The 23,823-nt window shown below is 73.5% G+C and carries 18 protein-coding genes, 2 tRNA genes and 1 riboswitch; of the genes, 7 read left to right on the top strand and 13 right to left on the bottom strand.

Translation table 11 applies throughout. From position 1 onward, the window contains the following. Positions 1 to 16: 16 nt before the first annotated feature. Positions 17 to 2,128 carry an asparagine synthase-related protein gene (locus R2B67_RS16615; RefSeq protein ID WP_317819123.1) on the bottom strand — a complete coding sequence of 704 codons (2,112 nt, stop codon included), beginning with the start codon at positions 2,126 to 2,128 and terminating at the stop codon, positions 17 to 19. An 870-nt stretch (positions 2,129 to 2,998) separates the two neighbouring features. Between R2B67_RS16615 and R2B67_RS16620 the strand changes: the two genes are divergently transcribed. The 4 genes from R2B67_RS16620 (at position 2,999) to R2B67_RS16635 (ending at position 8,434) form a co-directional block, all read left to right on the top strand. Next, positions 2,999 to 4,594, top strand: a complete 1,596-nt coding sequence (locus tag R2B67_RS16620) for an NsdA family TPR-like regulatory protein (protein ID WP_317819129.1) — start codon at positions 2,999 to 3,001, stop codon at positions 4,592 to 4,594. 111 nt (positions 4,595 to 4,705) lie between these two features. After that, positions 4,706 to 5,962, top strand: a complete 1,257-nt coding sequence (gene lhgO / locus R2B67_RS16625) for an L-2-hydroxyglutarate dehydrogenase (protein WP_317819136.1) — start codon at positions 4,706 to 4,708, stop codon at positions 5,960 to 5,962. Continuing rightward, positions 5,955 to 6,857: a tRNA (guanosine(46)-N7)-methyltransferase TrmB gene (gene trmB / locus R2B67_RS16630; RefSeq protein ID WP_317819143.1), complete on the top strand. Its 903-nt coding sequence runs from the start codon at positions 5,955 to 5,957 to the stop codon at positions 6,855 to 6,857. Before lhgO ends, trmB begins: the two co-directional genes overlap by 8 nt. 86 nt (positions 6,858 to 6,943) lie before the next feature. Then, positions 6,944 to 8,434 carry a PrsW family intramembrane metalloprotease gene (locus R2B67_RS16635; protein WP_317819147.1) on the top strand — a complete coding sequence of 497 codons (1,491 nt, stop codon included), beginning with the start codon at positions 6,944 to 6,946 and terminating at the stop codon, positions 8,432 to 8,434. A gap of 6 nt (positions 8,435 to 8,440) precedes the next feature. On the opposite strand, the gene R2B67_RS16640 is transcribed toward R2B67_RS16635, so the two are convergent. The 6 genes from R2B67_RS16640 to R2B67_RS16665 form a co-directional block, all read right to left on the bottom strand. Further along, on the bottom strand, positions 8,441 to 9,385 hold the full coding sequence (locus R2B67_RS16640; RefSeq protein ID WP_317819150.1) for an aldo/keto reductase: 945 nt from the start codon (positions 9,383 to 9,385) through the stop codon (positions 8,441 to 8,443). A gap of 149 nt (positions 9,386 to 9,534) precedes the next feature. Next, on the bottom strand, positions 9,535 to 10,578 hold the full coding sequence (locus R2B67_RS16645; protein ID WP_317819154.1) for a M23 family metallopeptidase: 1,044 nt from the start codon (positions 10,576 to 10,578) through the stop codon (positions 9,535 to 9,537). A gap of 11 nt (positions 10,579 to 10,589) precedes the next feature. Continuing rightward, positions 10,590 to 10,742, bottom strand: a riboswitch (cyclic di-AMP (ydaO/yuaA leader). Positions 10,743 to 10,952: 210 nt separating this feature from the next. Continuing rightward, complete coding sequence (locus R2B67_RS16650; RefSeq protein ID WP_317819157.1) at positions 10,953 to 12,182, bottom strand: PP2C family protein-serine/threonine phosphatase; 1,230 nt, start codon at positions 12,180 to 12,182, stop codon at positions 10,953 to 10,955. A 147-nt stretch (positions 12,183 to 12,329) separates the two neighbouring features. Then, positions 12,330 to 13,079, bottom strand: a complete 750-nt coding sequence (locus R2B67_RS16655; RefSeq protein WP_317819160.1) for a MerR family transcriptional regulator — start codon at positions 13,077 to 13,079, stop codon at positions 12,330 to 12,332. Between the two features lie 126 nt (positions 13,080 to 13,205). Then, a tRNA-Met gene (locus tag R2B67_RS16660) sits at positions 13,206 to 13,279 on the bottom strand. A gap of 57 nt (positions 13,280 to 13,336) precedes the next feature. Next, entirely contained in the window at positions 13,337 to 13,906 is a 570-nt protein-coding gene (locus R2B67_RS16665; protein ID WP_317819161.1) for a CGNR zinc finger domain-containing protein, read from the bottom strand. Between the two features lie 84 nt (positions 13,907 to 13,990). Here R2B67_RS16665 and R2B67_RS16670 point away from each other — a divergent pair, with 84 nt between their 5' ends. The 3 genes from R2B67_RS16670 to alaS all read left to right on the top strand — a co-directional run bounded on the left by R2B67_RS16670 (position 13,991) and on the right by alaS (position 18,769). Continuing rightward, positions 13,991 to 14,869, top strand: coding sequence for an alpha/beta fold hydrolase (locus R2B67_RS16670; RefSeq protein WP_317819162.1), 879 nt, complete (start codon positions 13,991 to 13,993; stop codon positions 14,867 to 14,869). Between the two features lie 122 nt (positions 14,870 to 14,991). Further along, positions 14,992 to 16,053, top strand: coding sequence for a tRNA (adenosine(37)-N6)-threonylcarbamoyltransferase complex transferase subunit TsaD (gene tsaD / locus R2B67_RS16675; RefSeq protein ID WP_317824882.1), 1,062 nt, complete (start codon positions 14,992 to 14,994; stop codon positions 16,051 to 16,053). Between the two features lie 70 nt (positions 16,054 to 16,123). Continuing rightward, positions 16,124 to 18,769 carry an alanine--tRNA ligase gene (gene alaS, locus R2B67_RS16680; protein ID WP_317819163.1) on the top strand — a complete coding sequence of 882 codons (2,646 nt, stop codon included), beginning with the start codon at positions 16,124 to 16,126 and terminating at the stop codon, positions 18,767 to 18,769. Between the two features lie 115 nt (positions 18,770 to 18,884). Here alaS and R2B67_RS16685 read toward each other — a convergent pair. From R2B67_RS16685 to R2B67_RS16710, 6 genes are all read right to left on the bottom strand, one after another. Further along, positions 18,885 to 18,958, bottom strand: a tRNA-Lys gene (locus R2B67_RS16685). A gap of 216 nt (positions 18,959 to 19,174) precedes the next feature. Then, complete coding sequence (locus tag R2B67_RS16690; protein WP_317824883.1) at positions 19,175 to 21,466, bottom strand: DEAD/DEAH box helicase; 2,292 nt, start codon at positions 21,464 to 21,466, stop codon at positions 19,175 to 19,177. A 239-nt stretch (positions 21,467 to 21,705) separates the two neighbouring features. After that, positions 21,706 to 22,314 (bottom strand): hypothetical protein, encoded by a 609-nt coding sequence (locus tag R2B67_RS16695; protein WP_317819165.1) that lies wholly within the window; start codon positions 22,312 to 22,314, stop codon positions 21,706 to 21,708. A gap of 255 nt (positions 22,315 to 22,569) precedes the next feature. Then, on the bottom strand, positions 22,570 to 22,944 hold the full coding sequence (crcB, locus tag R2B67_RS16700; RefSeq protein ID WP_317819167.1) for a fluoride efflux transporter CrcB: 375 nt from the start codon (positions 22,942 to 22,944) through the stop codon (positions 22,570 to 22,572). Then, entirely contained in the window at positions 22,941 to 23,414 is a 474-nt protein-coding gene (locus tag R2B67_RS16705) for a fluoride efflux transporter FluC (protein WP_317819168.1), read from the bottom strand. Before R2B67_RS16705 ends, crcB begins: the two co-directional genes overlap by 4 nt. Beyond that, a complete protein-coding gene (locus R2B67_RS16710) occupies positions 23,411 to 23,761 on the bottom strand; it encodes a metallopeptidase family protein (RefSeq protein WP_015610126.1) in 351 nt (116 codons plus the stop codon). The genes R2B67_RS16705 and R2B67_RS16710 overlap by 4 nt, the downstream gene beginning before the upstream one ends. Between the last annotated feature and the right edge of the window lie 62 nt (positions 23,762 to 23,823).

Raw genomic sequence — 23,823 nt, forward strand, 5'->3', positions numbered from 1 at the left:
GTGGGGCTGCTTCACATCACGGCTGGAGCGTGCGCCGGGGCGGGACCACGCCGCCCGCCACCGCGCGCTGGCGCGGTGCCGCCGTCCCGGTCCAGCAGGTGCCCCTGCGGGCCAGCAGCCGGCGCAGCCACAGCTCGGTGGAGGCCAGTTCCGCCAGGCCGTCCAGCGGGAGCGGCTCGCCCTCGGATGCGGCGCGCAGGGCCTTGCGTACGGTGCGGGCCTCGACCAGGCCCGCGTCGGCGAGGAGCGGGGCGTCGAAGAGGGCCATCAGGTCGGGCAGCGCGGTGCGCAGGCCGGTGCGGGTGACGGCGGTGGAGGTGGCCTGGGACGGGGTGCCCCAGCCGGGCGGCAGGTCGTGGATGCCCGCCCCGCCCAGCACCCGGCGCAGGATCGCGGCCCGGGCGCCCGGCTGGACGCGGAGGGATTCGGGGAGCGCGCGGGCGGCCCGGACGACCTGGTTGTCGAGGAACGGGGCGTGGAGGCGCTGGCTGCGGATCTCGGCGGCCTGCTCCAGGATGCGGTGGTCGGCGGCGGCGCGGGCGAGGGTGGCGCGGGCGCGGGCCTCGCCCGGGCGCTGGACGGAGGTGGGCCGGATCGCCGCCTCCTGGAGGCGAACCGATACTTCCGCCAGCGCCTCGCCCGTCAGCCAGCGGGCCGCAGGGCCGGGGCGCGACCAGGCGAGGGCGGCGAGCGAGGCGTCGGCGGGGGTGGCGAGGTCGGGGGCGTACCGGTTGGCGTCGGGGAGAAGTCCGGCGGCGGTCTCCAGGCCGGTGCGGTACGACGTGCGGGCCAGGCGGCGGGCGGCGCGATAGACCGTCAGCGGGACGAACAGGGAGTGCGCCGAGGGGCCTTCGGCCTTGGTGAGGGCGGCGACGGGGCGCAGGAGGTGGCGTCTGCGCCGGTCCATCAGGAGGTCGGCGAGGCGGGCCGGGTGGGCGTCCAGGACCTGTCGGGCGCCGTGCCCCACCAGGTGGTCGGCGCTGCCCGCGGCGAGGCGGCGGCGGTGGCGCTCGGCGACGACGAGCGAGGGGCCCGGTTCGTCGGTGAGCGGTCCGGTGCCCAACGAGGCGAAGGGGAGGGCCTCTTCGCCGGCCGCGACGACCACGTGGTGCAGGCGCGGGTTGGCGGCGATGGCACGGGCGCGCTCCAGCTCGTCCTCGTGGCCGCGCGTGGTGAGGTCGTTGAAGGTGACGGCGAGCAGCCGCTCCCCCGCTCCGGTGCCGTGGCCGAGGAGAGTGCCGGGCAGTCCGGGCAGCCCGGCGGCGAGCAGGGCGAGGGTGGCGGAGGCGCTGCCGCCGGAGAGGTCGGCACCGATTCCGGCCACCGGCGCGCCCCTGGCCGCGCGCCGGTCGGCGGGGCCCATGCCGGGGACGGGCCCCGGGTCCTGCGGCAGGGTCTCGGGGGCGTGGCGGGGCGCGGTGAGCCGGGCACGTACGGCTTCGACGAGAGCGTCTCGTACGCCCTCCACCGCGTGCACCGGGTCGACCTGGGGCGCGGCGACGGCGAGGGAGGCGACGGCCTCGTACCCGGTGATCTCCCGCGAGCCCTCCCGCAGGATCAGCGCGTGGCCCGGCGGGACCCGCTTCACCCCGGCGTACGGGGTGCCGTCGCCGAGCGCCTCCGGCGTCTCCGGGCAGGCGAGCAGGGCGGCGAGGTGGCCGATGTCGAGCTGGGCCTCGATGAGGTCGGCCAGCGGGAGAGCGGCGGTGGCGTAGGCGGTGCCGTTGGCCCACGGGGTGTGGAAGACGGGCCGGGCGCCGGCCAGGTCGCCCACGACGGTGAGGCGGCGGCCGATCTGGACGACGGCGGTGTAGCTGCCGGGCCAGGCGGTGAGGTGGCGCATCGCCCCGCCGCGCGCGGCGAGCAGTCCGACGCGCAGCTGTTCGTCGGTTGCGCCGCAGCAGCCGAGGACGGCGAGGCGGGTGGTGGGGGCGCCTTCGGGGGTGGCGACGCCGATGATCCGGATCTCGTCGGGGCGCCAGTCACCGACCGCCCAGAGCGGATCGGGGTCGCCCCACAGGAGTTGGGAGCCCACCGGGTGGACCGTGCGCCCCTCACCGCCGTTGCCGACGGCCCCTACCGTGCCGAAGCTCGCGGCGATACTGCTCCATCCCACCAACCAACGCATCGCCGCCTCCACAGGCTGTGGACAAGCGGCGCACCGTACCGAGTCGCATCGCCGCTGCGGGACATGCTGCCACGACAGGGCCGCAGGAGAGGGGGTACGGACAGCGCACGCCGGATGAGCATGCGCCCCTGGCAAAGGCCGGGCCCCCGGCTCGCCGCCGTCTTCACCGCATCACCGGCAACGGAAGTGCCGATTCCGGGAGTTACCACCGCAAGCGCTGCCGTCGGTCACGCTCACCACCGCATCGGATTCCGTCGGCGCCGCCGGGGTCGCCGCCCCGGGAGAGCGGTCGAAATCCGGCCATAGCCGGACCGTTGGCCAGACCGTCACCGGACAGGCGATATTCAGCCATTCTCGTCGGGCTCCGCCGCTCGCGCACACCCGTCCGCGCCCCCCGCGGCGGACCCTCCCACGCACAGTCCGGGAGGTGGGCCTCACCTCCCGGACCGGTCCGCCGCCCGCGGGGAATGGAGCGGCGGTATCCCCCAGCCCACTGAGTCCAGTGCAGTGAGCCGACCCACGCGGTACCCAGCCAAGCCCCTCCCCCACGGGCCGGGCCAGAGCGCACGGCCGGGCGCACGGCCACACGCCAGGGGCACGCCCCGCCCCGGCGCGCGCACCCCCGGAGCGCGGACCCCGCCGCCCGCACGGACAACAATCCCGCCATACGGACGTCTGCCCCTTAACGGTAGGGATGGGGAGAACTACGCTGTGTTTACTGGTGTTCTCAGCAGGGGGGCATATTCCTCGGGGCTCGGCCATATGCGTGTGCAGGCGGAGTACGGGGGTTCGAACCTGGGGAGCATCGGTACGAATGCCGCGCGCCGTCCTCGGTGACGCGGCGGCTGTCTGTGTGTCGAGGGGTGGCGCATGTCCAGGGAGCAACGCGGGCCGAACGAGAAGCTCGGCACGGTTCTCGCCCTCGCGGGAATCAGTAACGCCGGGCTCGCCCGGCGGGTCAACGACCTCGGAGCACAGCGCGGTCTGACACTTCGCTACGACAAGACCTCGGTGGCCCGCTGGGTCGCCAAAGGGATGGTGCCGCAGGGTGCGGCGCCTCATCTGATCGCGGCGGCGATCGGGGCCAAGCTCGGCCGGCCGGTCCCGCTGCACGAGATCGGTCTCGCCGACGCGGACCCCGCGCCGGAGGTCGGCCTCGCCTTCCCCCGGGACGTGGGCGAGGCGGTGAGGTCGGCGACCGAGCTGTACCGGCTGGATCTGGCCGGGCGCAGGGGCGGCGGCGGGATCTGGCAGTCGCTGGCCGGTTCGTTCGCGGTGAGCGCCTATGCGACCCCCGCGTCCCGCTGGCTGATAACCCCCGCCGATCCGTCGGTCGCCCGCGACCCGACGGCGGCACAGGCGGCGATCCTCGGCGCCCGGAGCGGCGGCCAGAACGGCGGCGGCGCACCCGGCCCCCGCGGACCGCAAGGCGCACCGGACGGCCGCGGCGCACACATCCCGCACACACCTCACGGTGCGGCGGGCGGCCCCGGTTCCGGCTCCGTGCCCGTCCAGCCCGGCCCGGAGTCCGTCGCGGACGCCTCCCCGCTGCGGGTGGGCCACAGCGACGTCATGAAGCTGCGCGAGGCGGCCCAGGACGCCCGGCGCTGGGACTCCAAGTACGGCGGCGGCGACTGGCGTTCCTCCATGGTCCCCGAGTGCTTACGCGTCGACGCCGCACCCCTGCTCCTCGGCTCGTACACCGACGAGGTGGGCCGCGCCCTGTTCGGCGCGTCGGCCGAGCTGACCCGGCTCGCGGGCTGGATGGCGTTCGACACCGGCCAGCAGGAGGCCGCCCAGCGCTACTACATCCAGGCCCTGCGCCTGGCCCGCGCCGCCGCCGACGTACCGCTCGGCGGCTATGTCCTCGCGTCCATGTCCCTCCAGGCGACCTACCGGGGCTTCGCCGACGAGGGCGTCGACCTCGCGCAGGCCGCCGTGGAGCGCAACCGGGGCCTGGCGACCGCCCGCACCATGAGCTTCTTCCGGCTGGTGGAGGCCCGCGCCCACGCGAAGGCCGGCGACGCACCGGCCGCGGGGGCCGCGCTCAAGGGCGCCGAGAGCTGGCTGGAGCGGTCCCGGGCGGGCGACGCCGACCCGTCCTGGCTCGGCTTCTACAGCTACGACCGGTTCGCCGCGGACGCCGCCGAGTGCTACCGCGACCTCAAGGCGCCCCGCCAGGTGCGCCGCTTCACCGAGCAGGCGCTCTCCCGGCCGACCGACGAGTTCGTCCGCAGCCACGGGTTGCGGCTCGTCGTCTCGGCCGTCGCCGAGCTGGAGTCGGGGAACCTGGACGCGGCCTGCGCGGCGGGCACCCGGGCGGTCGAGGTGGCCGGCCGGATCTCCTCGGCACGCACCACCGAGTACGTACGCGATCTGCTCCACCGCCTGGAGCCGTACGGGGACGAGCCGCGCGTCGCCGAGCTGCGGGAGCGGGCCCGCCCGCTGCTGGTGACCCAGGTCTGAGCCGCCCGGGCCGGAAGCACGCCCGGGCGGAGTGTGCGCCACGCCCTGCCCGGATCGGGTTTGAGCCCGTTGTCAGTGGGTCAGTGCACTATCGGGGTGGGAGGTGGCGTGATGATGACGCACGCGGCGTACGACTGCGATGTGCTGGTGATCGGCGGCGGGATCGTCGGTCTGTCGACCGCGTACGCCCTCCAGCGGGCAGCACCGGGCACCCGGGTGACGGTCCTGGAGAAGGAGCGCGGCCCCGCCCGCCACCAGACCGGACGCAACAGCGGAGTGATCCACAGCGGGATCTACTACCGCCCCGGTTCGCTCAAGGCGCGGTACGCGCTGCGCGGCTCCGCCGAGCTGGCCGACTTCTGCGCCGAGCACGGAATCGTCCACGCCACCACCGGCAAGCTGATCGTCGCCACCGAGCGCTCCGAGCTGCCCCGGCTGCACAGCCTGGTCCAGCGCGGTCGCGAGCACGGACTGCCCGTGCGGGAGCTGGGCCCGGCGCAGATCGCGGAGTACGAGCCCGAGGTGCGGGGCCTCGCGGCGATCCGGGTCGGCACGACCGGCGTCTGCGACTTCACCGCCGTCGCCACCCGCTTCGCGACCGAGGTCACCGCCGCCGGCGGCATCGTGCGGTACGGGGCGGAGGTCACCGCGATAGACCGGCGCGCCTGGGGCGTGGCGGTGCGCACAGCGGACGGCCTGGTGGTCCGCGCCCGGACCCTGGTCAACTGCGCCGGGCTGCACTGCGACCGGGTGGCCCGGCTCGCGGGCGACGACCCGGAGGTGCGGATCGTCCCGTTCCGCGGCGAATATTACGAGCTGGCCCGCCCCGAGCTGGTGCGCGGACTGGTCTACCCGGTGCCGGACCCGGCCTTCCCCTTCCTCGGCGTCCACCTGACCCGGGGGATCGACGGCTCGGTCCACCTCGGGCCGAACGCGGTGCCCGCCCTGGCCCGCGAGGGGTACGGCTGGCCGGTGGTGCGCCCCGCCGAACTGCTGTCCACGCTGAGCTGGCCGGGCACCTGGCAGATCGCCCGCAGGCACTGGCGGTACGGGGCGGGCGAGGTGCACCGCTCGATCTCGAAATCCGCCTTCACCCAGGCCGTCCGGCGGCTGCTCCCCGCCGTGCGGGAGGAGGACCTGCGCCCGTCGCCCGCCGGGGTCCGGGCCCAGGCGGTGCTGAAGGACGGCACGCTGGTCGACGACTTCCTGATCCGCGAGGCCCCGCACACCGTGCATGTGCTCAACGCGCCCTCCCCCGCCGCGACGGCGTGCCTGCCGATCGGGCGGGAGGTGGCGCGGCGGGCGCTGCGCCGGGCTCAGGAGACGGGGTGGAGGCCGCCCGCCGTAGAATCGGGTCATTGTGTCTGAGCAGCCCTTGAACCCCACGACCGCAGCGGCACCCGAGCCGGAGGCGGCGACCACGGTGACCGGTTCCGCGACCGGCTCCACGGCCGCCGACGCCACGGCCCCCACCGGGCCGGCCGCCGACGAAGCCGCCGCGCTGCGGGCCGCCTCCTTCGAGCGGGCGCGCCGGCTGCGCCAGGAGCCCCGCTTCCCCGGCGGCCCCGCCGCCGACCCGGCCGGCTCGCACCACGAGCGCCGGATCCGCAGCTTCCAGCCGCGCCGCAGCCGGGTCACCACCGGCCAGCAGGACGCCTTGGAGCGGCTGTGGCCGAAGTGGGGCCTGGACATCGACGGCAAGCGCGTCCTCGACCTGGACCAGCTCTTCGACGGCCTGCCCGTCGTCCTGGAGATCGGGTTCGGCATGGGCGAGGCCACGGCCCAGATGGCGGCCGACGACCCGGGCACCGGCATTCTCGCCGTCGACGTCCACACCCCGGGCCAGGGCAACCTGCTGGGCCTCGCGGACAAGGCGGGCTCCACCAACGTACGGGTGGCCAACGGCGACGCGGTGATCCTGCTCCGCGAGATGCTGGCCCCCGAGTCGCTCGACGGGCTGCGGGTCTACTTCCCCGACCCCTGGCCCAAGGCCCGCCACCACAAGCGGCGGCTGATCCAGCCCGAGTTCCTGGACCTGGTGGCCCCGGTCCTCAAGCCCGGCGCCATCGTCCACTGCGCGACGGACTGGGAGCCGTACGCGGAGCAGATGCTGGAGGTGCTCACCGCGCACCCCCGCTTCGCGAACACGGCGGGGGACGGCGGATACGCGCCGCGTCCGGCGTTCCGGCCGCTCACCCGCTTCGAGGGCCAGGGGCTGGACAAGGGCCACGTCGTGCACGACCTGCTGTTCGCCCGTATCTGAGGCAGGGCCTGAAACCCCCGGAGTACGCCACGTCCTGGCCGGATGCACCGTCGCCGGGTGTCGGTGGTCCTCGTTAGGGTCGAGGGGTGTCCGACGGTTCCGTGCAGTACCAGCAGCGGCAGCCGGCGGTCCCGGTCCTCCACGAGCAGCGGCCCGAGGAGGTGCTGGGCGCCGTGCCGGAGCGCGGCCGGTGGACGTACCGGCCGCGCCGCGTCTCCATGGTGTGGCGCAGCAAGGTGTTCCGCGCCGGGACGGTGATCGTGGCGCTCGCGCTGTGCTGGCTGGTGATCCTGGCCCTGGTCCGCGAACAGACGGGCCCGGAAGGGTTCGTGGTCGGCCTCGGCCTGGCGGTGCTTCCGGTGCCGCTCCTGCTGGCCGCCTTCCGCTGGCTGGACCGGGTGGAGCCGGCCCCCTGGCGGAATCTGATCTTCTCCTTCGCCTGGGGCGCGTGCGCCGCCGCGCTCGTCGCGATCATCGCCAACTCGTTCGCGATGCGCTGGATCGCCACCGCGACGGCCGATCCGGCGAGCGCCGACACCCTGGGGGCGACGGTGATCGCCCCGGTCGTGGAGGAGAGCGCCAAGGCCGTCTCGATCCTGCTGGTCTTCATCTTCCGGAGACGGGAGTTCCGGGGCGTGGTCGACGGCATCGTGGTCGCCGGCTTCACCGCGACCGGCTTCGCCTTCACTGAGAACATCCTCTATCTGGGCAACGCCTTCGACGAGGACCAGCAGCTCGGCAGCTCCGGGATCGCCTCGGTGACCGCCGGGACGTTCTTCGTACGGATCGTGATGTCACCGTTCGCGCATCCGCTGTTCACGGTCCTCACCGGCCTCGGCTTCGGCTTCGCGGCCATCAGCGCCCGCCACCACCGGGTCCGCCGGATCGCCCTGCCCGTGCTCGGCCTGCTCTTCGCGATGGGCCTGCACGCCTTGTGGAACGGCTCGTCGGCCTTCGGCCCGTACGGCTTCTACGCGGTGTACGGGATGGTGATGGTCCCGGTGTTCGGGCTGGTGACCTGGCTGGCGGTCTGGTGGCGCCGGCGGGAGCTGCGGACGCTCGCCGCCGAACTCCCCGCGTACGCCACGGCCGGCTGGCTGACCCCGGCCGAACCCCTGGCGCTCTCCTCGATGCGGACCCGGGGCGTGGCCCGCGACCTGGCCCGCCACTGGCACGGGAAGCAGGACCGGTCCCGGGGGCGGGCGGCGGCGCGCGCGGTCGCCGAGTACGAGTCGTTCGCGACGACCCTGGCCGGCCTGCGCCGCCGCGCCCGCCACGACGCGGTGGGCCCGGACTTCGCCGCCCGGGAACGGGAGCTGCTGCACCACCTCTGGCAGCGCCGGGCCATCGCGGCCCCGGCCCTCACGCACGCGGCCCGGATGACCGGCACGGGCCCGCGCCCGCAGCCGTATCCGTACCGCCCGCCGATGCCGCCGTACGGACAGGGCCAGGGACACGGCTACGGGTATGGATACGGCTACGGGCAGGGGCACGGGACCGCGTACGGCAGCCCGCCCCCGCAGCCGTACCCGTACGGCCGACACCACCCCTACGGCCCCACCGCGCCTCCCCCGTGACTCACTTCAGGCCGACGCCTCCGTGAGCGTCGCCAGTTCCGCCTCCGTCAGCTCCAGGTCCGCGACGGCCAGCAGCGCGGGGAGCTGTTCGACCGTGCGGGCCGAGGCGATCGGGGCCGCGACCGTCGGGCGGGCGGCGAGCCAGGCGAGGGCGACCGTGGCGATCTCGGCACCCCGTTCCGTGGCGACCCGGTCGAGGGCGGCGAGCACCTTCCGGCCGCGCTCCGACTCCAGGTGCTCGCCCGCCTTCGCGGAGCGGGCGCTCTCCACCGTGGCGCCCGGGCGGTACTTGCCGGTGAGGAAGCCGGAGGCCAGCGCGTAGTACGGGACGGCGGCGAGGCCGGCGCGGGCGGCGGTCTCCTGGAGCGGGCCCTCGTAGGTGGCGCGGGAGACCAGGTTGTAGTGCGGCTGGAGCGCGACGTACCGGGCCAGGCCCTCGCGCTCGGAGAAGTCCAGCGACTCCTGGAGGCGCTCCGGGCTGATGTTGGAGGCGGCGATGTGGCGCACCTTGCCGTCCTTCACCAGCCCGTCGAGGGCGGTGATGATCTCCTCGACCGGGACGGTCTCGTCGTCGAAGTGCGTGTAGTAGAGGTCGATGTGGTCGGTGCCGAGGCGGCGCAGCGACTGCTCGGCCGCGCCCTTGATGGTGGCGGCGGAGAGCCCCTTGTAGTCGGGGTGGGCGCCGACCTTGGTGGCCACGACGATGTCGGAGCGGTTGGCGCGGGAGGCGAGCCACTTGCCGATGACGCTCTCCGACTCACCGCCCTGGTTGCCCTCGATCCAGGCGGAGTAGGCGTCGGCGGTGTCGACGAAGTTGCCGCCGGCCGCCGCGTACGCGTCCAGGACGGCGAAGGACCGGTCCTCGTCGGCGGTCCAGCCGAAGACGTTGCCGCCGAGGGAGAGGGGGAAGACCTGGAGGTCGGAGCTGCCGAGCGTGCGCAGAGAAGTCATGTCGGGGTTCAACGGCGGTGGCGGGGGCGCCTATTCCATGTCCCGGCACCCGGTCGGACGCGGACAGACCGGCAGCCCTGACGTCGGGGGGTGAGCGTCAGGGCTGCCGGGGTATGCGAGGGGACGACGACGAACGACGTACCCGGGTCTCAGACGGTGAGGCCCTTGCTGTTCAGCCAGGCCGCCGGGTCCATCGCCGAGCCGCCGGCGGTGCGGACCTCCAGGTGGAGGTGGACGCCGGTGACATTGCCGGTCGCGCCCATGCGGCCGATGGTCTCGCCGGTGCTGACCTGCTGGCCGACCGAGACGTCGATCGAGGACTGGTGGGCGTACCAGATCTCCGTACCGTCCTCCAGCTGGAGGACCGTGCGGTAGCCGTACGAACCGGACCAGCCGGCCTCCGTGATCGTGCCGCCGTGCACGGCCTTGAGCGGCGAACCGGCCGCCCCGGCGAAGTCCAGGCCGGTGTGCTGGCCGGAGGACCACATCGCGCCGGACTGGCCGTAGGTCGAGGTGAGCGTGTACGAGGAGGTCGGCAGGGTGTAGCTGGCGCGGAGCTTCGCGAGGCGCTCCTCCTCGGCCTTCTTCGCCGCCGCTTCCTCGGCCGCCTTCTTCTCGGCGGCGATCTTGGCCTTGACGGCGGCCTGGGCCTCGTCCTGCTGCTTCTTCGCCTCGGCGGCGGCCTTCTCGGCCGCGACCTTCTCCTCGGCGGCCTTGGCCTCGGCATCGGCGCTGGCCTGCTGCTGCTCGGCCTGCTGGAGGATGCGGGCGCGCAGGGCCTCGCCGGCGTCGGTGGCGCCCTGGTCGGCCTCGGCGGTCGTGATGCCCGCGGTGGTGAGCGGCGCGGCGGTGACCGGTGCGGCCTCGGCCTCCTCGGCCATGAAGGCACCGACGCCGGGAAGGGACTTGGCGTCGGGGAGGTTGTCCGCGATGGAATCGGGAAGGGAGATGGAGACCGGCGGCTTGCTCTGGGCGGTGGCCATGCCACCCGCACCGACGGCCGCTATGACGCCGACCCCGAGGACGGTGGAGCTACGGGCGAGACCCCGCTGCTTGGCGACGCGGTGCTTGCCGCGCACGGGACGGATGGACTCCGCGGTGGGGTTCCACTCCTCCCACGTCCGCTCCGGACCACCGAGGCCGTCGGCAGTGAAGGGTGACGGGGCCTCAGGGGCAGGCTTGTTGGACGCCACGTGGGCGCACTCCTTTCCTTCCTTCTCGCCTACCGGGTTAGCTGACGGGTTCGGAGCAGGAAGGTCTCCTACGGGCCCCTCCGTCTCTCACGAGACACAGGCGTCCGATTCACCCCATGTAGGTGGTTCCCCGGTTCCCTTGCGGGATTCGGCGCTCGCGCACGGCGCCGTCTCTGACGACGGCTGGGACGACCGCGCTGCGTTATCGAACGTTAATAGACAGACGGGCTCGATTCCAAGCTGTTCTTGTTGATCATTAACGGCTCCGGCGGGGACTTACCGCCCACAAGCAGCGCGAATCGGACGACTTGACGACCCCTCGCCCACACCTCTTTTTCTGATGGTGTGTCAACTGTTATGCGGAGCGGCGCCCTTCAATTACGCACCGTGTCATCGCCCCGGCCGACGATCTTCACCGTCGTCCGCCGCGGCGCCTGCCCCTCCGCCGGCCGGCTGACCGCGAGCAGCGCCAAGTCGTCCGTCGACCGGCCCCCGGTGTGCAGCCGTACGTCGTCGGTGAGCGCCGAGAGCAGCTCCTCGGGGCCGGGGAAGATCCGGCCGCGCAGCCGGGCCGCCGGGTCGTAGAAGACCCCGTTCGCGTCCCGCGCCTCGGAGAGGCCGTCCGTGAAGGCGAGCAGCGTCGAACCCGGGGGCATCTCCCACTCGTCGGACCGGTCGGGCCACACCCCGAGGTCCATCCCCAGCGGCATCGCGGGCACGGACGGCGCGAGGACCTCAAGGGCTCCATCGGCGTGCAGCAGGATGGGCTCCGGGTGACCCCGGTTCACCAGCCGCAGCGAGGCCGAACCGGGCGGGATCTCGGCCAGTACGGCGGTGATGAACCCCTCCATGGCGTCCAGCCCGTACCGCCGCGTCCCCTCCCGCGCGAGCGCCCGCTCCAGCCGCTGGGCCACCCCCTCCAGGGACCGCTCCTGCTCGGCGGCCTCCCGGAACGCCCCGATGATCACGGCCACCGCCTCCACGGCGTCCAGCCCCTTGCCGCGCACATCACCGACGACCAGGCGTACGCCGTACGGGGTGTCCGCCACCGCGAACAGGTCCCCGCCGACGAACTCGTCCGCCTGCGCCGCCTCGTACCGCGCCGCCACCTGGAGCCCGCCGATCCGCTCCGCCGGGGTCGGCAGCACGGCTCGCATGGCGGTCTCCGCGATGACCCGCGCCGAGGCCAGCTGCTCGTTGCTGCGGCGCACGACCCCGTTGATGACGAGGGCCAGGGCCGCGGCGGTGAGGACCGTGATCATCTCGATGACCGGGACGACCTGGGTGGACGTGCCGTCGGAGAGCCGCATCGCGATGACGGAGAGGACCGCGGCCACGCCCGTACGGATCGTGCTGGCGAGCGAGAAGAAAGGGGCGGCGATCAGCGGCGCGGCCACGAACAGGGGGACGGCGGTGAAGTTGGGCGGGGCGAGCGAGTCGAAGAGGAGCCCGCCGCCGATGAGCAGCACGGGCAGCAGCCGGACGAACCGCCGGGTGCCGGGGTTCCGGGCCACCACCGGCCTGCCCTTCCCGGTGGAGCCGGGCGTGGCACGCCCGGGGATCCCGAGGCTCGCCCTCACGAGCCCGCGCCCCTTCTCCGCCATCCCCACCACCTGTGCACTCCTGCTGCCCGGTCCGACCACGGCTGCGGACGGTACCGCGCCCCGTCCAGGCTTCCCGGAGCCGCGCCGTGCGGCGACCCGTCATCGGCCGAATAGGGGGAAGCGGGCCTGGTGCGGAGCCCTCCGTGGTCAGTCGGAGAGCCTGCGCTCGGCGTAGATCGTCAGTGCATCCCGTACGAAGGCGGCGGTGCCGTCCCCGTAGCGATCGTAGTTCTTTCCGAAGCGCGGATCGGCGACATACATCTCGCCGAGCCCGATGACGTACGACCGGCTGGGCTCCTTGGACGACGACGACAGCCACGCGCAGTGCCGCCGGGCGATCTCCTGAGCCTGCTCACCACCGGCATCGGCCCCGGCCTCCCGGGCACTGCCCCAGTCCCGCGCGATGGCTTCGTGCTGGTCCTGGAAGGCCTTCTTCTCAGCCTCCCCGAGCGCACGCCACCACCGGTCGCCCTCCTCGTACGCCGCGCGGCCCCAGCGCTCGGTCACCTCCCGCTCATGAGCGGTGTGGTCGAACCCGTCGAACACTTCCTCGGCCATGAGTTCCCTTCCCTCCTCCGTCTTGTGGAGAGTGGTCCGCACCGAGGCGATCTGCCGTCCGATGCGCGCCTGTTCCTGTTCGAGCAGCCGCAGATGCGCCCGCAACGCCACGGCCGTGTCCCGCTGCCCTTCGAGCACACCTTTGATGGCGGGCAAGGACAGCCCCAGCTCCCGCAGCAGCAGGATGCGCTGCAGCCGGACGAGGGCGTCCTGGTCGTAGTAGCGGTAGCCGTTGCTCCCGAGCCGGCTGGGCGCGAGGAGACCGAGGTCTCCGTAGTGCCGGAGCGTGCGGCTGGTGGTGCCGGCCTTTCTGGCGATTTCCTGGATGGACCACTCCATGCCGGAAACGCTAGATCTTTACGTTGCGTCAAGGTCAACCCGGAGAACACCGGGGAACACCGGGGAACGACTCAGGCCCGGCACGCGATCAGTGATCTGATCTGCGTACCGGGCCTGGATCTTCAGTAGCGGGGACAGGATTTGAACCTGCGACCTCTGGGTTATGAGCCCAGCGAGCTACCGAGCTGCTCCACCCCGCGTCGGTGAACACAACTCTACGCCATCGGAGCGCCCGCCCCGACCACACCCCGTGCGGGTCAGCCGGTCCGATGCCGCTGGTAGTAGCGGGCGACGCGGGCCCGGTTGCCGCAGCGGGCGGCCGAGCACCAGCGGCGGCTGGGGTGCGCGGGCACGAAGAGCATCACGCAGTCCTCGGCTCCGCAGGACCGCACCCGGCTCCGGGCCGGCCCGGCCAGCAGCGCGGCGGCGTCCTCGGCGAAGAGCGCGGCGAGCCGTACGCCGGGCGCCCCCTCCCTGCGGGGGACGAGCACGAACCCCTCCCCACCCTCCCGGACAAGCTCACGGACGAGCGGGGCGGCGGCCAGCGCCCGGTTGATGCCCAGGACGGCCTCCGGCGGGGCCGGCTCCCCGTCCCGGGCGGCGTACAGGGCGGCGGCGATGTGCTCGCGTACGCGTCGAAGCTCGGCGAGATCGTCACCGTCGAGCGGACCCACGGCCTCCTCGATCCGCTCGGCCTCCAGCGCCAGCCAGGCCCGCAGTCCTGCCACGTCCCCGATCAGGTCGACGGGACCACTCGCCAGGCGCGGGCGGGTGTTGACCAGGTCGACGGCGAGGGGCTCACCGGTCAGCGGCACGGGGTCGGTCATACCGCTAACGCTACAGCTCCCCATTGACGCATTAGCATCAGCCCGCTCAAACTAATGGCACATCTCACCCAGGAGGCATGTGAAATGACGTTACCGATCGCTGTCCCCCGCACGCTCCACCGCCACGTCACCGTCGAAGGCGTCCAGGTCTTCTACCGCGAGTCGGTCCCCGCCCGCCCCGACGCCCCGGTCCTCCTGCTGCTCCACGGCTTCCCGTCGGCCTCGCACCAGTTCCGCCGTCTGATCGACGCGCTCGGCGCCCACCACCGCCTGATCGCGCCGGACTACCCGGGCTTCGGCCACACGGAGACCCCCGACGGATTCACGTACTCCTTCGACCGCCTCGCCGACATCACCGAAGGCTTGGTGGAGCAGCTCGGGCTGACCCGCTTCGTGATGTACGTCTTCGACTTCGGCGCCCCCGTCGGCTTCCGGCTGGCCCTGCGCCACCCGGAGCGGATCGCGGGCCTGGTCGTCCAGAACGGCAACGCCTACGAGGAGGGCCTGTCGCCGGACGCCCGCGCCTTCATCGCCCTGCGCCCGGGGACGCCGGGCGCCGAGGGCCGCGTACGGGACCTGCTGACGCTGCCGGCGACCCGGGGCCAGTACGAGGGCGGCACGACGGACCCGGAAGCGGTGTCCCCCGACGGCTGGACGCTCGACCAGCACTTCCTGGACCGGCCGGGCCGCAAGGAGGCGCAGGTCGCCCTGGCCTTCGACTACCACCGCAACGTGGAGCAGTACCCGCGCTGGCAGACCTGGCTGCGGGAGAACACCCCGCCCACCCTGATCACCTGGGGCCGCAACGACCCGTTCTTCCCGGAACCGGGGGCCCGCGCCTATCTGAGCGACCTGCCCGACGCCGAACTCCACCTCTTCGACACGGGCCACTTCGCCCTGGAGGATCACCTGCCCGCCATCGCCCCGCTGATCGCGGACTTCCTGGACCGGGCGTGGGGGTGACGCAGGCGGCCGGTCCGGCCCCCGCCGTCCGATCTGCTGCACCCCGCCGCAGGCGAGTACCTTATTGCACATAGGTTGCAGTAACGACTGATGTGCGAGAAGAGGATGCCGTGCGGACTCCGGTGGTGCTGGGCATCGAGTCGTCGTGTGACGAGACGGGAGCGGGGATCGTCTCCGGCGGCCGTCTGCTCGCGCACGTCGTGGCGTCGAGCATGGACGAGCACGCCCGTTTCGGCGGGGTGGTGCCGGAGATCGCCGCCCGGGCCCATCTCCAGTCGTTCACCCCTGTCGTCCAGGAGGCCCTCGCGCAGGCGGGGCTCGGCCTCCGGGACATCGACGCGGTCGCGGTGACCACCGGGCCCGGTCTGTCCGGCGCCCTCCAGGTCGGCCTGGCCGGTGCGAAGGCGCTGGCCTACGCGGCGAAGGTACCGCTGTACGGGGTGCACCACCTGGCCGGACACGTGGCCGCCGACACCCTGGAGCACGGGCCGCTGCCCGACCCGTGCATGGTCCTCATCGTCTCGGGCGGCCACACCTCGCTGCTGCTCGTCCGCGACCTGGTGCGCGACCCGATCCTGCACCTGGGCGACACCGTGGACGACGCGGCGGGCGAGTGCTTCGACAAGGTCGCCCGGGTCTTCGGCCTCCCCTATCCGGGCGGACCGGCCATAGACCGGGCCGCCCGCGACGGCAACCCCTGCGCCGTCGCCTTCCCCCGGCCGCTGCTGAGCTCGAAGGACGACCCGTACGCGTTCTCCTTCTCCGGGCTGAAGACGGCCGCCGCCCGCTGGGCCGAGCAGCACCGGCAACGCGGCGAGGGCATCCCGCTGGCCGACGGGGCCGCTTCTCTCCAGGAGGCCGTGGCCGACGTCCTGACGCGCAAGGCGCTGGCCGCCTGCCGCCAGTACGACGTCCGCACCCTGGTCGTGGTCGGCGGTGTCGCCGCGAACTCCCGGGTCAGGGCCCTGGCCGAGGAGCGGTGCGCGGCCGCGGGGATCGAGCTGCGGGTGCCGCCGCTGACGCTGTGCACCGACAACGGGGCGATGATCGCCGCGGTCGGCGACCTCCTGGTACGGGCGGGCGCCGACCCGGCGCAGCTGAACGTGTCCATCGACCCGTCGGCACCGCTGGAGTACGCCGCCCTGCACCCGGTCGCCGAACGCGCCGTCACCCTCCCCCGGTGACCGGCCGAAGGACGTGAACCGAAGGCCGTGAGCCGATGGACTTGAACCGAAGGACTCGAGAGGACTCCCTGTGCGTACCGCCGACATCCGCAGCCGCTTCCTGGACTTCTTCGCCGACCGGGACCACACGATCGTCCCCAGCGCACCACTGCCGACCCCGGACCCGACCCTCCTCTTCGTCAACGCCGGCATGGTGCCGTTCAAGCCGTACTTCACCGGTGAGGCGGCCCCGCTGTGGGACCGGGCCACCAGCGTGCAGAAGTGCGTGCGGACCCTCGACATCGAGGAGGTCGGCCGCACCACCCGGCACGGCTCGTTCTTCCAGATGAACGGCAACTTCTCCTTCGGCGACTACTTCAAGGAAGAGGCCATCGCCTACGCCTGGGACCTCTCCACCAGCCCGCAGGCCGAGGGCGGCTACGGGCTGGACCCGGCCAGGATCTGGGTGACCGTCCACCACTCCGACACGGAGTCGCGTGGCATCTGGCGCCGGGTCGCGGGCCTGCCCGACGAGCGGATCGTGGAGCGGGGGGACGAGGACAACTTCTGGTCCATGGGCGTCCCCGGACCGTGCGGACCCTGCTCCGAGCTGTACTACGACCGCGGCCCGGCGTTCGGCCGGGAGGGCGGCCCGGCGGTCGACGAGGACCGGTTCATGGAGTTCTGGAACCTCGTCTTCATGCAGTACGAGCGTGGCGCGGGCCCCGGCAAGTCCGGCTACCCGATCCTCGGGGAGCTGCCCCGCCGCAACATCGACACCGGCATGGGCCTGGAGCGCATGGCGACCCTGCTCCAGGGCGTGGACAACCTCTACGAGATCGACGAGACCCGCCCCGTCCTCCAGCGCGCCGCCGACCTGGCCGGCGTCCGCTACGGGGCGGCCCAGGAGACCGACGTACGGCTGCGGGTCGTCGCCGACCACGTCCGTACGGCGCTGATGCTCCTCGCCGACGGCACCGCCCCGGGCAACGAGGGCCGCGGCTATGTGCTCCGCCGGATCCTGCGCCGCGCCGTCCGCTCCATGAGGCTGCTCGGCTACGAAGACCTCGCGCTGGCCGAACTGCTGCCGGTGGCGCGCGACTGCATGGCGCCGAGCTACCCCGAGATCACCGCCGCCTATCCCCGCATCGCCGACCAGGCCGGAGCCGAGGAGGACGCCTTCCGCTCCTCCCTCCGACAGGGCACCACGGTCCTGGACACCGCCGTAGCCCAGGTCAAGAAGGACGGCGGCCGGTCGCTGCCCGGCGCCCAGGCGTTCCTGCTGCACGACACGTACGGCTTCCCGATCGACCTGACCCTGGAGATGGCCGCCGAACAGGGCGTCGAGGTCGACCGCGAGGGCTTCACCGCGCTGATGAACGAGCAGCGCGAGCGGGCCCGGGCGGACGCCCGCGCCCGTAAGGCCGGCGGCACGGTGGACACCACCGCCCTGCGCACGGTCCTCGACGCGCACGGGCCGACCGACTGGCGGGCCTGGGACACCCTGGAGACCGAGTCCCGCGTCCTCGCGCTGCTCGGCCCGGCCGGCCCGGTGCCGGTGGCGCGTACCGGCGACATCGTCACCGCCGTCCTGGACCGCACCCCGTTCTACGCCGAGTCCGGCGGCCAGGACAGCGACGCCGGGCGCCTGTCCGCCACCTCGGCCGAGGCCGAGGTCCTCGACGTCCAGCGCCCGCTGCCCGGCCTGGTCGCCCACCAGGTCCGCATCACCGCGGGCGAACTCGCCCCCGACGACACCGTGCACGCCGCCGTCGACCCCGAGTGGCGGCTCGGCGCCCGCCAGGCCCACTCCGGCACCCACGTCCTGCACGCCGCCCTGCGCGAGATCCTCGGCCCGAACGCCCTCCAGGCCGGCTCCTACAACCGCCCCGGCTATCTGCGCCTCGACTTCCCCTGGCGCGGCGCCCTGTCCCCGACCGTCCGCAGCGAGATCGAGGAGGCCGCCAACCGCGCCCTGCGCCGCGACCTGCCGGTGGGCGTGCGGTGGATGCCCCTGCCCGAGGCAAAGGAACTGGGCGCGCTCGCCCTCTTCGACGAGACGTACGGGGAGAAGGTGCGGGTCGTCGAGATCGGCGGGGCCTGGTCCCGGGAACTGTGCGGCGGCACCCACGTGGACCGGTCCGCCCAGATCGGCACGGTCGCGCTCACCTCGGAAGGCTCGGTCGGCGCGGGCATGCGCCGCCTGGAAGCGGCCGTGGGCATCGAGGGCTTCGGCTACCTGGCCCGCGAACGGGACCTCGTGTCCCGCATCGCCGAGCAGCTCGGAGCCCCCCGCGCCGAACTGCCCGACCGCATCGCCGCCCTCCTGGACCGCCTCAAGACCGCCGACCGGGAGAACGCCCGCCTCAAGCAGCAGGCCACCACCGCCCGCGCCGCCGAACTCGCCGACACGGCAACCGATGTGCACGGCGTACGGACCGTCACCACCACGACGGACGGCACCGCCCAGGAGGCCCGCACACTCGCCCTGACCGTCCGCGACGGCCTGCCCGCCGACCTGCCCGCCGCGGTAGCGGTCGGCACGGAGGACGGGGCCCTCGTCCTCGCCCTCAACAAGGCGGCACAGACGACCGGCCTGAACGCCGCCCACCTGGTGAAGCAACTCCTCGGCGGCCGAGGCGGCGGCTCACCGGAGGTCGCCCAGGGCGGCGGCCTCCACCCCGAGGCCGTCACCGACGCACTCGCGGCCCTGCGGGCGGTGCTCACCGCCCGCTGAGGACGGACCGCCACTTACCTGGTTGCTGACGCACGACATAGGAGTGCCCCGGCCGGTCGGAACCGGTCGGGGCACTCCTTCGCAGGCTGGAAGGTTTTCCCTCCCCTGCTGTCGGTAGGCCGTGTGGGACTCGAACCCACAACCAACGGATTAAAAGTCCGCTGCTCTGACCAATTGAGCTAACGGCCCCTGCAACATCACCCCCGAGCATAGCCCGCCCGGTCCCGGCAGCCGATCCGGTATCGGTCTTGGGCCCTGTCGCGCCCCCACCCTGCCCGTTTCGCGCCGGTTCACGCCCCCGGGAACAGCAACAGGGCCCGTACGTCACCGAGTCGGTTCGGTGGCGTACGGGCCCTGCCGGTCTGTCAGGCGGACCTGCCCGGCCGGGGATCGGCCGGTGCGGGGTCAGCCGTTGCGCTTCCAGCGCGGCTTGTCGTCGCGGCGGCCGAAGGTGCCGGTGTTGGTGCCGGTGTTGCCTCGGTGGTCGTCACGGCGGCCGGTCGGGCGGTCGTGGCCGCCGGAGCGGAAGCCGCCCGAGGGGCGGTCGTCACGACGGTCGCGGTTGAACGGGCGGTCGCTGCCGCCGGAGCGGAAGCCGCCGGAGGGGCGGTCGTCGCGGCGGTCGCGGTTGAAGGACGGGCGGTCGTTGTCGCGGCGCTCGAACGGACGGCCACCACGGTCGTCACGGCGGTCACCGCCGCCGGAGCGGAAGCCACCCGAGGGGCGGTCGTCACGGCGGTCGCGGTTGAACGACGGGCGGTCGTTGTCCCGGCGCTCGAACGGACGGCCACCACGGTCGTCCCGACGGTCACCACCGGAACGGAAACCACCCGACGGGCGGTCGTCACGACGGTCGCGGAACGACGGGCGGTCGTTGTCGCGGCGCTCGAACGGACGGCCACCACGGTCGTCCCGGCGGTCGCCACCGGAGCGGAAGCCACCGGACGGGCGGTCGTCACGGCGGTCGTTGCCGCGGTAGCCGCCACGGTCGCCACCGCGGTTGTCGCGGCGCTCGTAGTTGCCCCGCTCGTCGCGGCGCTGCTCCTCACGGGCGGCCGGCTGCTCGGGGACGGAGATGGCGGCCACCAGGGCGGCCTCCGCCTCGGCAGTGACCTCGGCCACCGCCGCCTCCGGGTCGTCGCCCCGCTCACGCGCGGCACGGGCGACCAGGCGGTCGGCCTCCTCGCGGAGTTCGACGGCGCGGCGCTGGACGCGCTCCAGCTGCTTCGTCAGGTCGGCGGCCTCGCGCTCGGCCTGCTTGGCGGCGTTGTTCGCGGAGTCGGCCTGGACCTCGGTGAGCGAGCGGGCGCCGGTGATCTCGGCGACCTCCGGCTCGAAGACGCCCGCGCCCTGGACGATGTGGCGCGAGGCGTCGACGCCCGCGTCCTCCATCAGGCGGAAGATCTGGCGGCGCTGGTGCGGGAGCGCCAGCGAGACGACGACACCGGACTTGCCGGCCCGGGCGGTACGGCCCGAGCGGTGCAGGTAGTCCTTGTGGTCACCGGCCGGGTCCACGTTCAGGACCAGGTCGATGCCGTCCACGTGGATACCGCGGGCGGCCACGTCGGTCGCGACGAGCGCGTTGACATAACCCTTCTTGAAGTCCTCCAGGACCCGCGTACGGGCGCCCTGGGTCATGCCGCCGTGCAGCGCGTCGGCCTTCACGCCGGACTCGATGAGCTGCTCGGCGATGCGGTCGGCGCCCAGCTGGGTGCGGACGAAGATGATCGTGCGGCCCTTGCGGGCGGCGATCGCGGAGGTGACCGGCGCCTTGTCCTTCGGCTTCACGACGAGGACGTGGTGCGACATGGTCGTGACGTTGCCCTGGGCGCTGTCGACCTCGTGCGTCACCGGGTTGGAGAGGTAGCGCTTGACCAGCGTGCCGATCTCGTTCTCCATGGTGGCGGAGAAGAGCATCCGCTGACCGCCGGCCGGGACCTGGTCGAGCAGCTCGGTGACCTCGGGCAGGAAGCCCAGGTCGGACATCTGGTCGGCCTCGTCGAGGACGGCGACCTGGACGTCCTCCAGGGAGCAGGCGCCGCGGTTGATGATGTCGCGCAGCCGGCCCGGGGTGGCGACGAGGACGTCGACACCGCGCTCCAGCGCGTAGATCTGGTTGCCCATCGACGTACCGCCGCAGACGACCTTCATCTTCAGGCCGAGCACGTCGCCGTACGGCTGGAGCGCGTCCGCGACCTGCATCGCGAGCTCACGGGTCGGGGTGAGGATGACCGCGCGGGGCTTCTTCTTCTCGGTGCGGCCGCCGGCCAGGGCGGCCAGGGTCGGCAGACCGAAGGAGAGGGTCTTGCCGGAGCCCGTACGGCCACGGCCGAGGATGTCCTTGCCGGCCAGGGCGTCCGGGATGGTCGCGGCCTGGATCGGGAAGGGGGTGGTGACGCCGTTCTGCGCGAGCTTGCGGACGATGCCGTCGGGCAGGCCCAGGTCGCCGAAGGTGACGGTCGGCTCGGCGTCGGCCGGTGCGGCCGCTTCGGTCTCGTCGGCCTGCTCGGCGGGGGCCTCGGCGGCCGGCTTGTCCTCGGTGATGAAGTCGGCGACGGACTTCTCGGCCACCGGAGCCTTCTCGTCGGCCTTCTCGTCGGAGACGGCGGCGGCTGCGGCAGCAGCACCGGCGGGGGCCTCGGTCACAGCGGCCTCGACGAGCTCGGTGAGCTCGGCGTTGTCGATGTTCTCGGGCATGACGGTGCGGTCAGAACTGGAAATGGACATGCGAAATGCGAAACCTTCCGGAGTCTCGGCACGCGCCCGTAACTCCGTGATTCGCAATTTCGACCGCCTCAATGCGGTCCAGCCACGGCAAGGGAGAGTACGCGCCACACGGCGCTCTTCTGTGTCGGCGCCGGGCAATGGGATCAAACGATCTACTACCATACGCACTCCCCCACCCCTTGTGCAACTCGGCCCCTCCGGACCTCTCGCTAGACCGGCCTCACCTGGGGCGATGCCTCCGGCGTCCGCAACGGCCGGCTCTCCTCCGCACCGCCCATCGACTGCGTCCGCAGCTGCGCGGCGGGCGACGCCGAGGGGGGCGGCTCGGGGGGTTCGGTGGGCTCCGGCTCGGGTTCCGGATCCGGGTCCGGGGCGGGCGGCGGGGCGGGCGGTTCCGGGACGACCGGCGGCGGCTCCCCCGGGCCCGGCGTGGAGGGCGTCGGGGCCGGCGGCCGGCCGGGGCCGGAGGGCTGCGGGACGCCGGGCTCGGGGCGCGGGGCGCCGCTCTTCGGTGCGGTCGACGGCGCGGCGCCGGACTTCTCCGGGCTCGGCGTGCCCTTGGGGTTCTTCGGGTCGGCGTCGGCGGCCCCGGCGGTGTCGGCGTCGGAGTGGGTGTGGGCGTCACCGCCTCGGTGTCCGGCGCCGCCGGTGCCGGACACCGTGCCGCCGTTCGGCTCGACGACCCGGCCCTTCGAGTCGGTGGAGCCCGCAGGCCCCGGCTTGGCGCCGCCGTCGCCGACGCTCATACAGCCGGTGGACGCGGCGATCGTCAGCGCGGTGACGGCTGCCCAACGGGCTGGGACGGACAGTGTGCGCACGGGTGGCACCTCCGGGGCGGGAAGACGGAGAGGGGAGAGCGGGACGGAGAAGGGCGGGGGGCCTGGCGGCCGGGCGCGCTGTACGGCACGGAGCACGCCGTACGCGGTGGCGGTTGCCGTGCCCAACTCCCCGGACCCCGCCGGAGACACGCCCGAAGCCCCGACCGCCCGCACCTCCCCCGGCCCACGGCACCCGCCGGACCCGCACCGCGCCGGGCCGAAGGCCCCCTCCAGGCCCCCTTCCGAAGCGCCCGCCTACCCCCCGAACCCGCCCGCCAGCTCCGCCCCCAGGAACACCGCCCCCAGCCCCACCAGCACCGACGCCACCACGTTGGCCGCGGCGAGGAAGGCCCGGCCCGTCTCGGCGAGGCGCAGGGTCTCGTAGGAGAACGTCGAGTACGTCGTCAGCGCCCCGCACAGCCCCGTCGCCAGCAGGGCGTGCACCGGCGCGGAGACCGCGGCCCCGGTCAGCACCCCGAGGATCAGGCTGCCCGCCGCGTTGGCCGTGAACGTGCCCCACGGGAAGACGTACGCGACACCCCGCCCCTGGTGCGCCTGGACCGCCCGGTCCGTCAGATAGCGCAGGGGCGCGCCCACCGCCCCGCCGACCACCACCAGCAGCCAGTTCACGCGAGCCGCCCCCGCTCCACGGACCGCTCGCCCCGGTCGAGCAGACGCCGCGTCACCACCGCCCCGGCCCACACGGCCGCCAGCGCCGCCACGACCGTCGCCGCCATGTACGCCACCGCCGTGAGGAGCTCCTGACGCACCAGCAGGCCTGAGACATCAGCCGCGTACGTCGAGAAGGTCGTGAACCCGCCGAGTACGCCGACCCCGAGGAAGGGCCGGACCAGCGGGTGCGTCACCCGGCCCCGCTCCACGGTCAGCACCATCAGGACGCCGATCAGGGCGCAGCCGCTCACGTTGACGACGAACACCGTCCACGGGAAGCCGCCCCCGGCCACCGGCCACAGCACCACCGCCCCGCACCGCGCGAGCGCACCCAGCGCACCGCCCGCCGCGACCGCGCCCAGCACCCGCCCCTGCGAAGCGGCGGGCGGTCCGGGCTCCGGGAGCTCGGCCGGTGCCTGCTCGGTCATCCGTAACCCAGGGCGTGCAGCCGCTCGTCGTCGATGCCGAAGTGGTGGGCGATCTCATGGACGACGGTGATCTCGGTCTCGGCCACGACGTCCTCGTGGGTCTCGCACATCCGCAGCGTCGGGCCGCGGTAGATGGTGATCCGGTCCGGCAGCACCCCGGCGTACCACTCGCCGCGATCGGTGAGCGGCGTGCCCTCGTAGAGCCCGAGCAGGTCGGGGTCGCCGGGCTCGGGTTCGTCCTCGACGAAGACCGCCACGTTGTCCATCAGCCGCATCAGCTCCGGCGGAATCCGGTCAAGTGCCTGGCTCACCAGCTCTTCGAACTGCTCCCGCGTCATCTCCAGCACACCGTCATTGTCACGTACCGGGCCCCGCCACGGGCAGGTGGCGGCGCTCCTCATCAGGCGCT

Origin of the sequence: Streptomyces cyaneofuscatus, from assembly GCF_033109485.1 — a bacterium.
GTDB lineage: Bacteria > Actinomycetota > Actinomycetes > Streptomycetales > Streptomycetaceae > Streptomyces > Streptomyces cyaneofuscatus.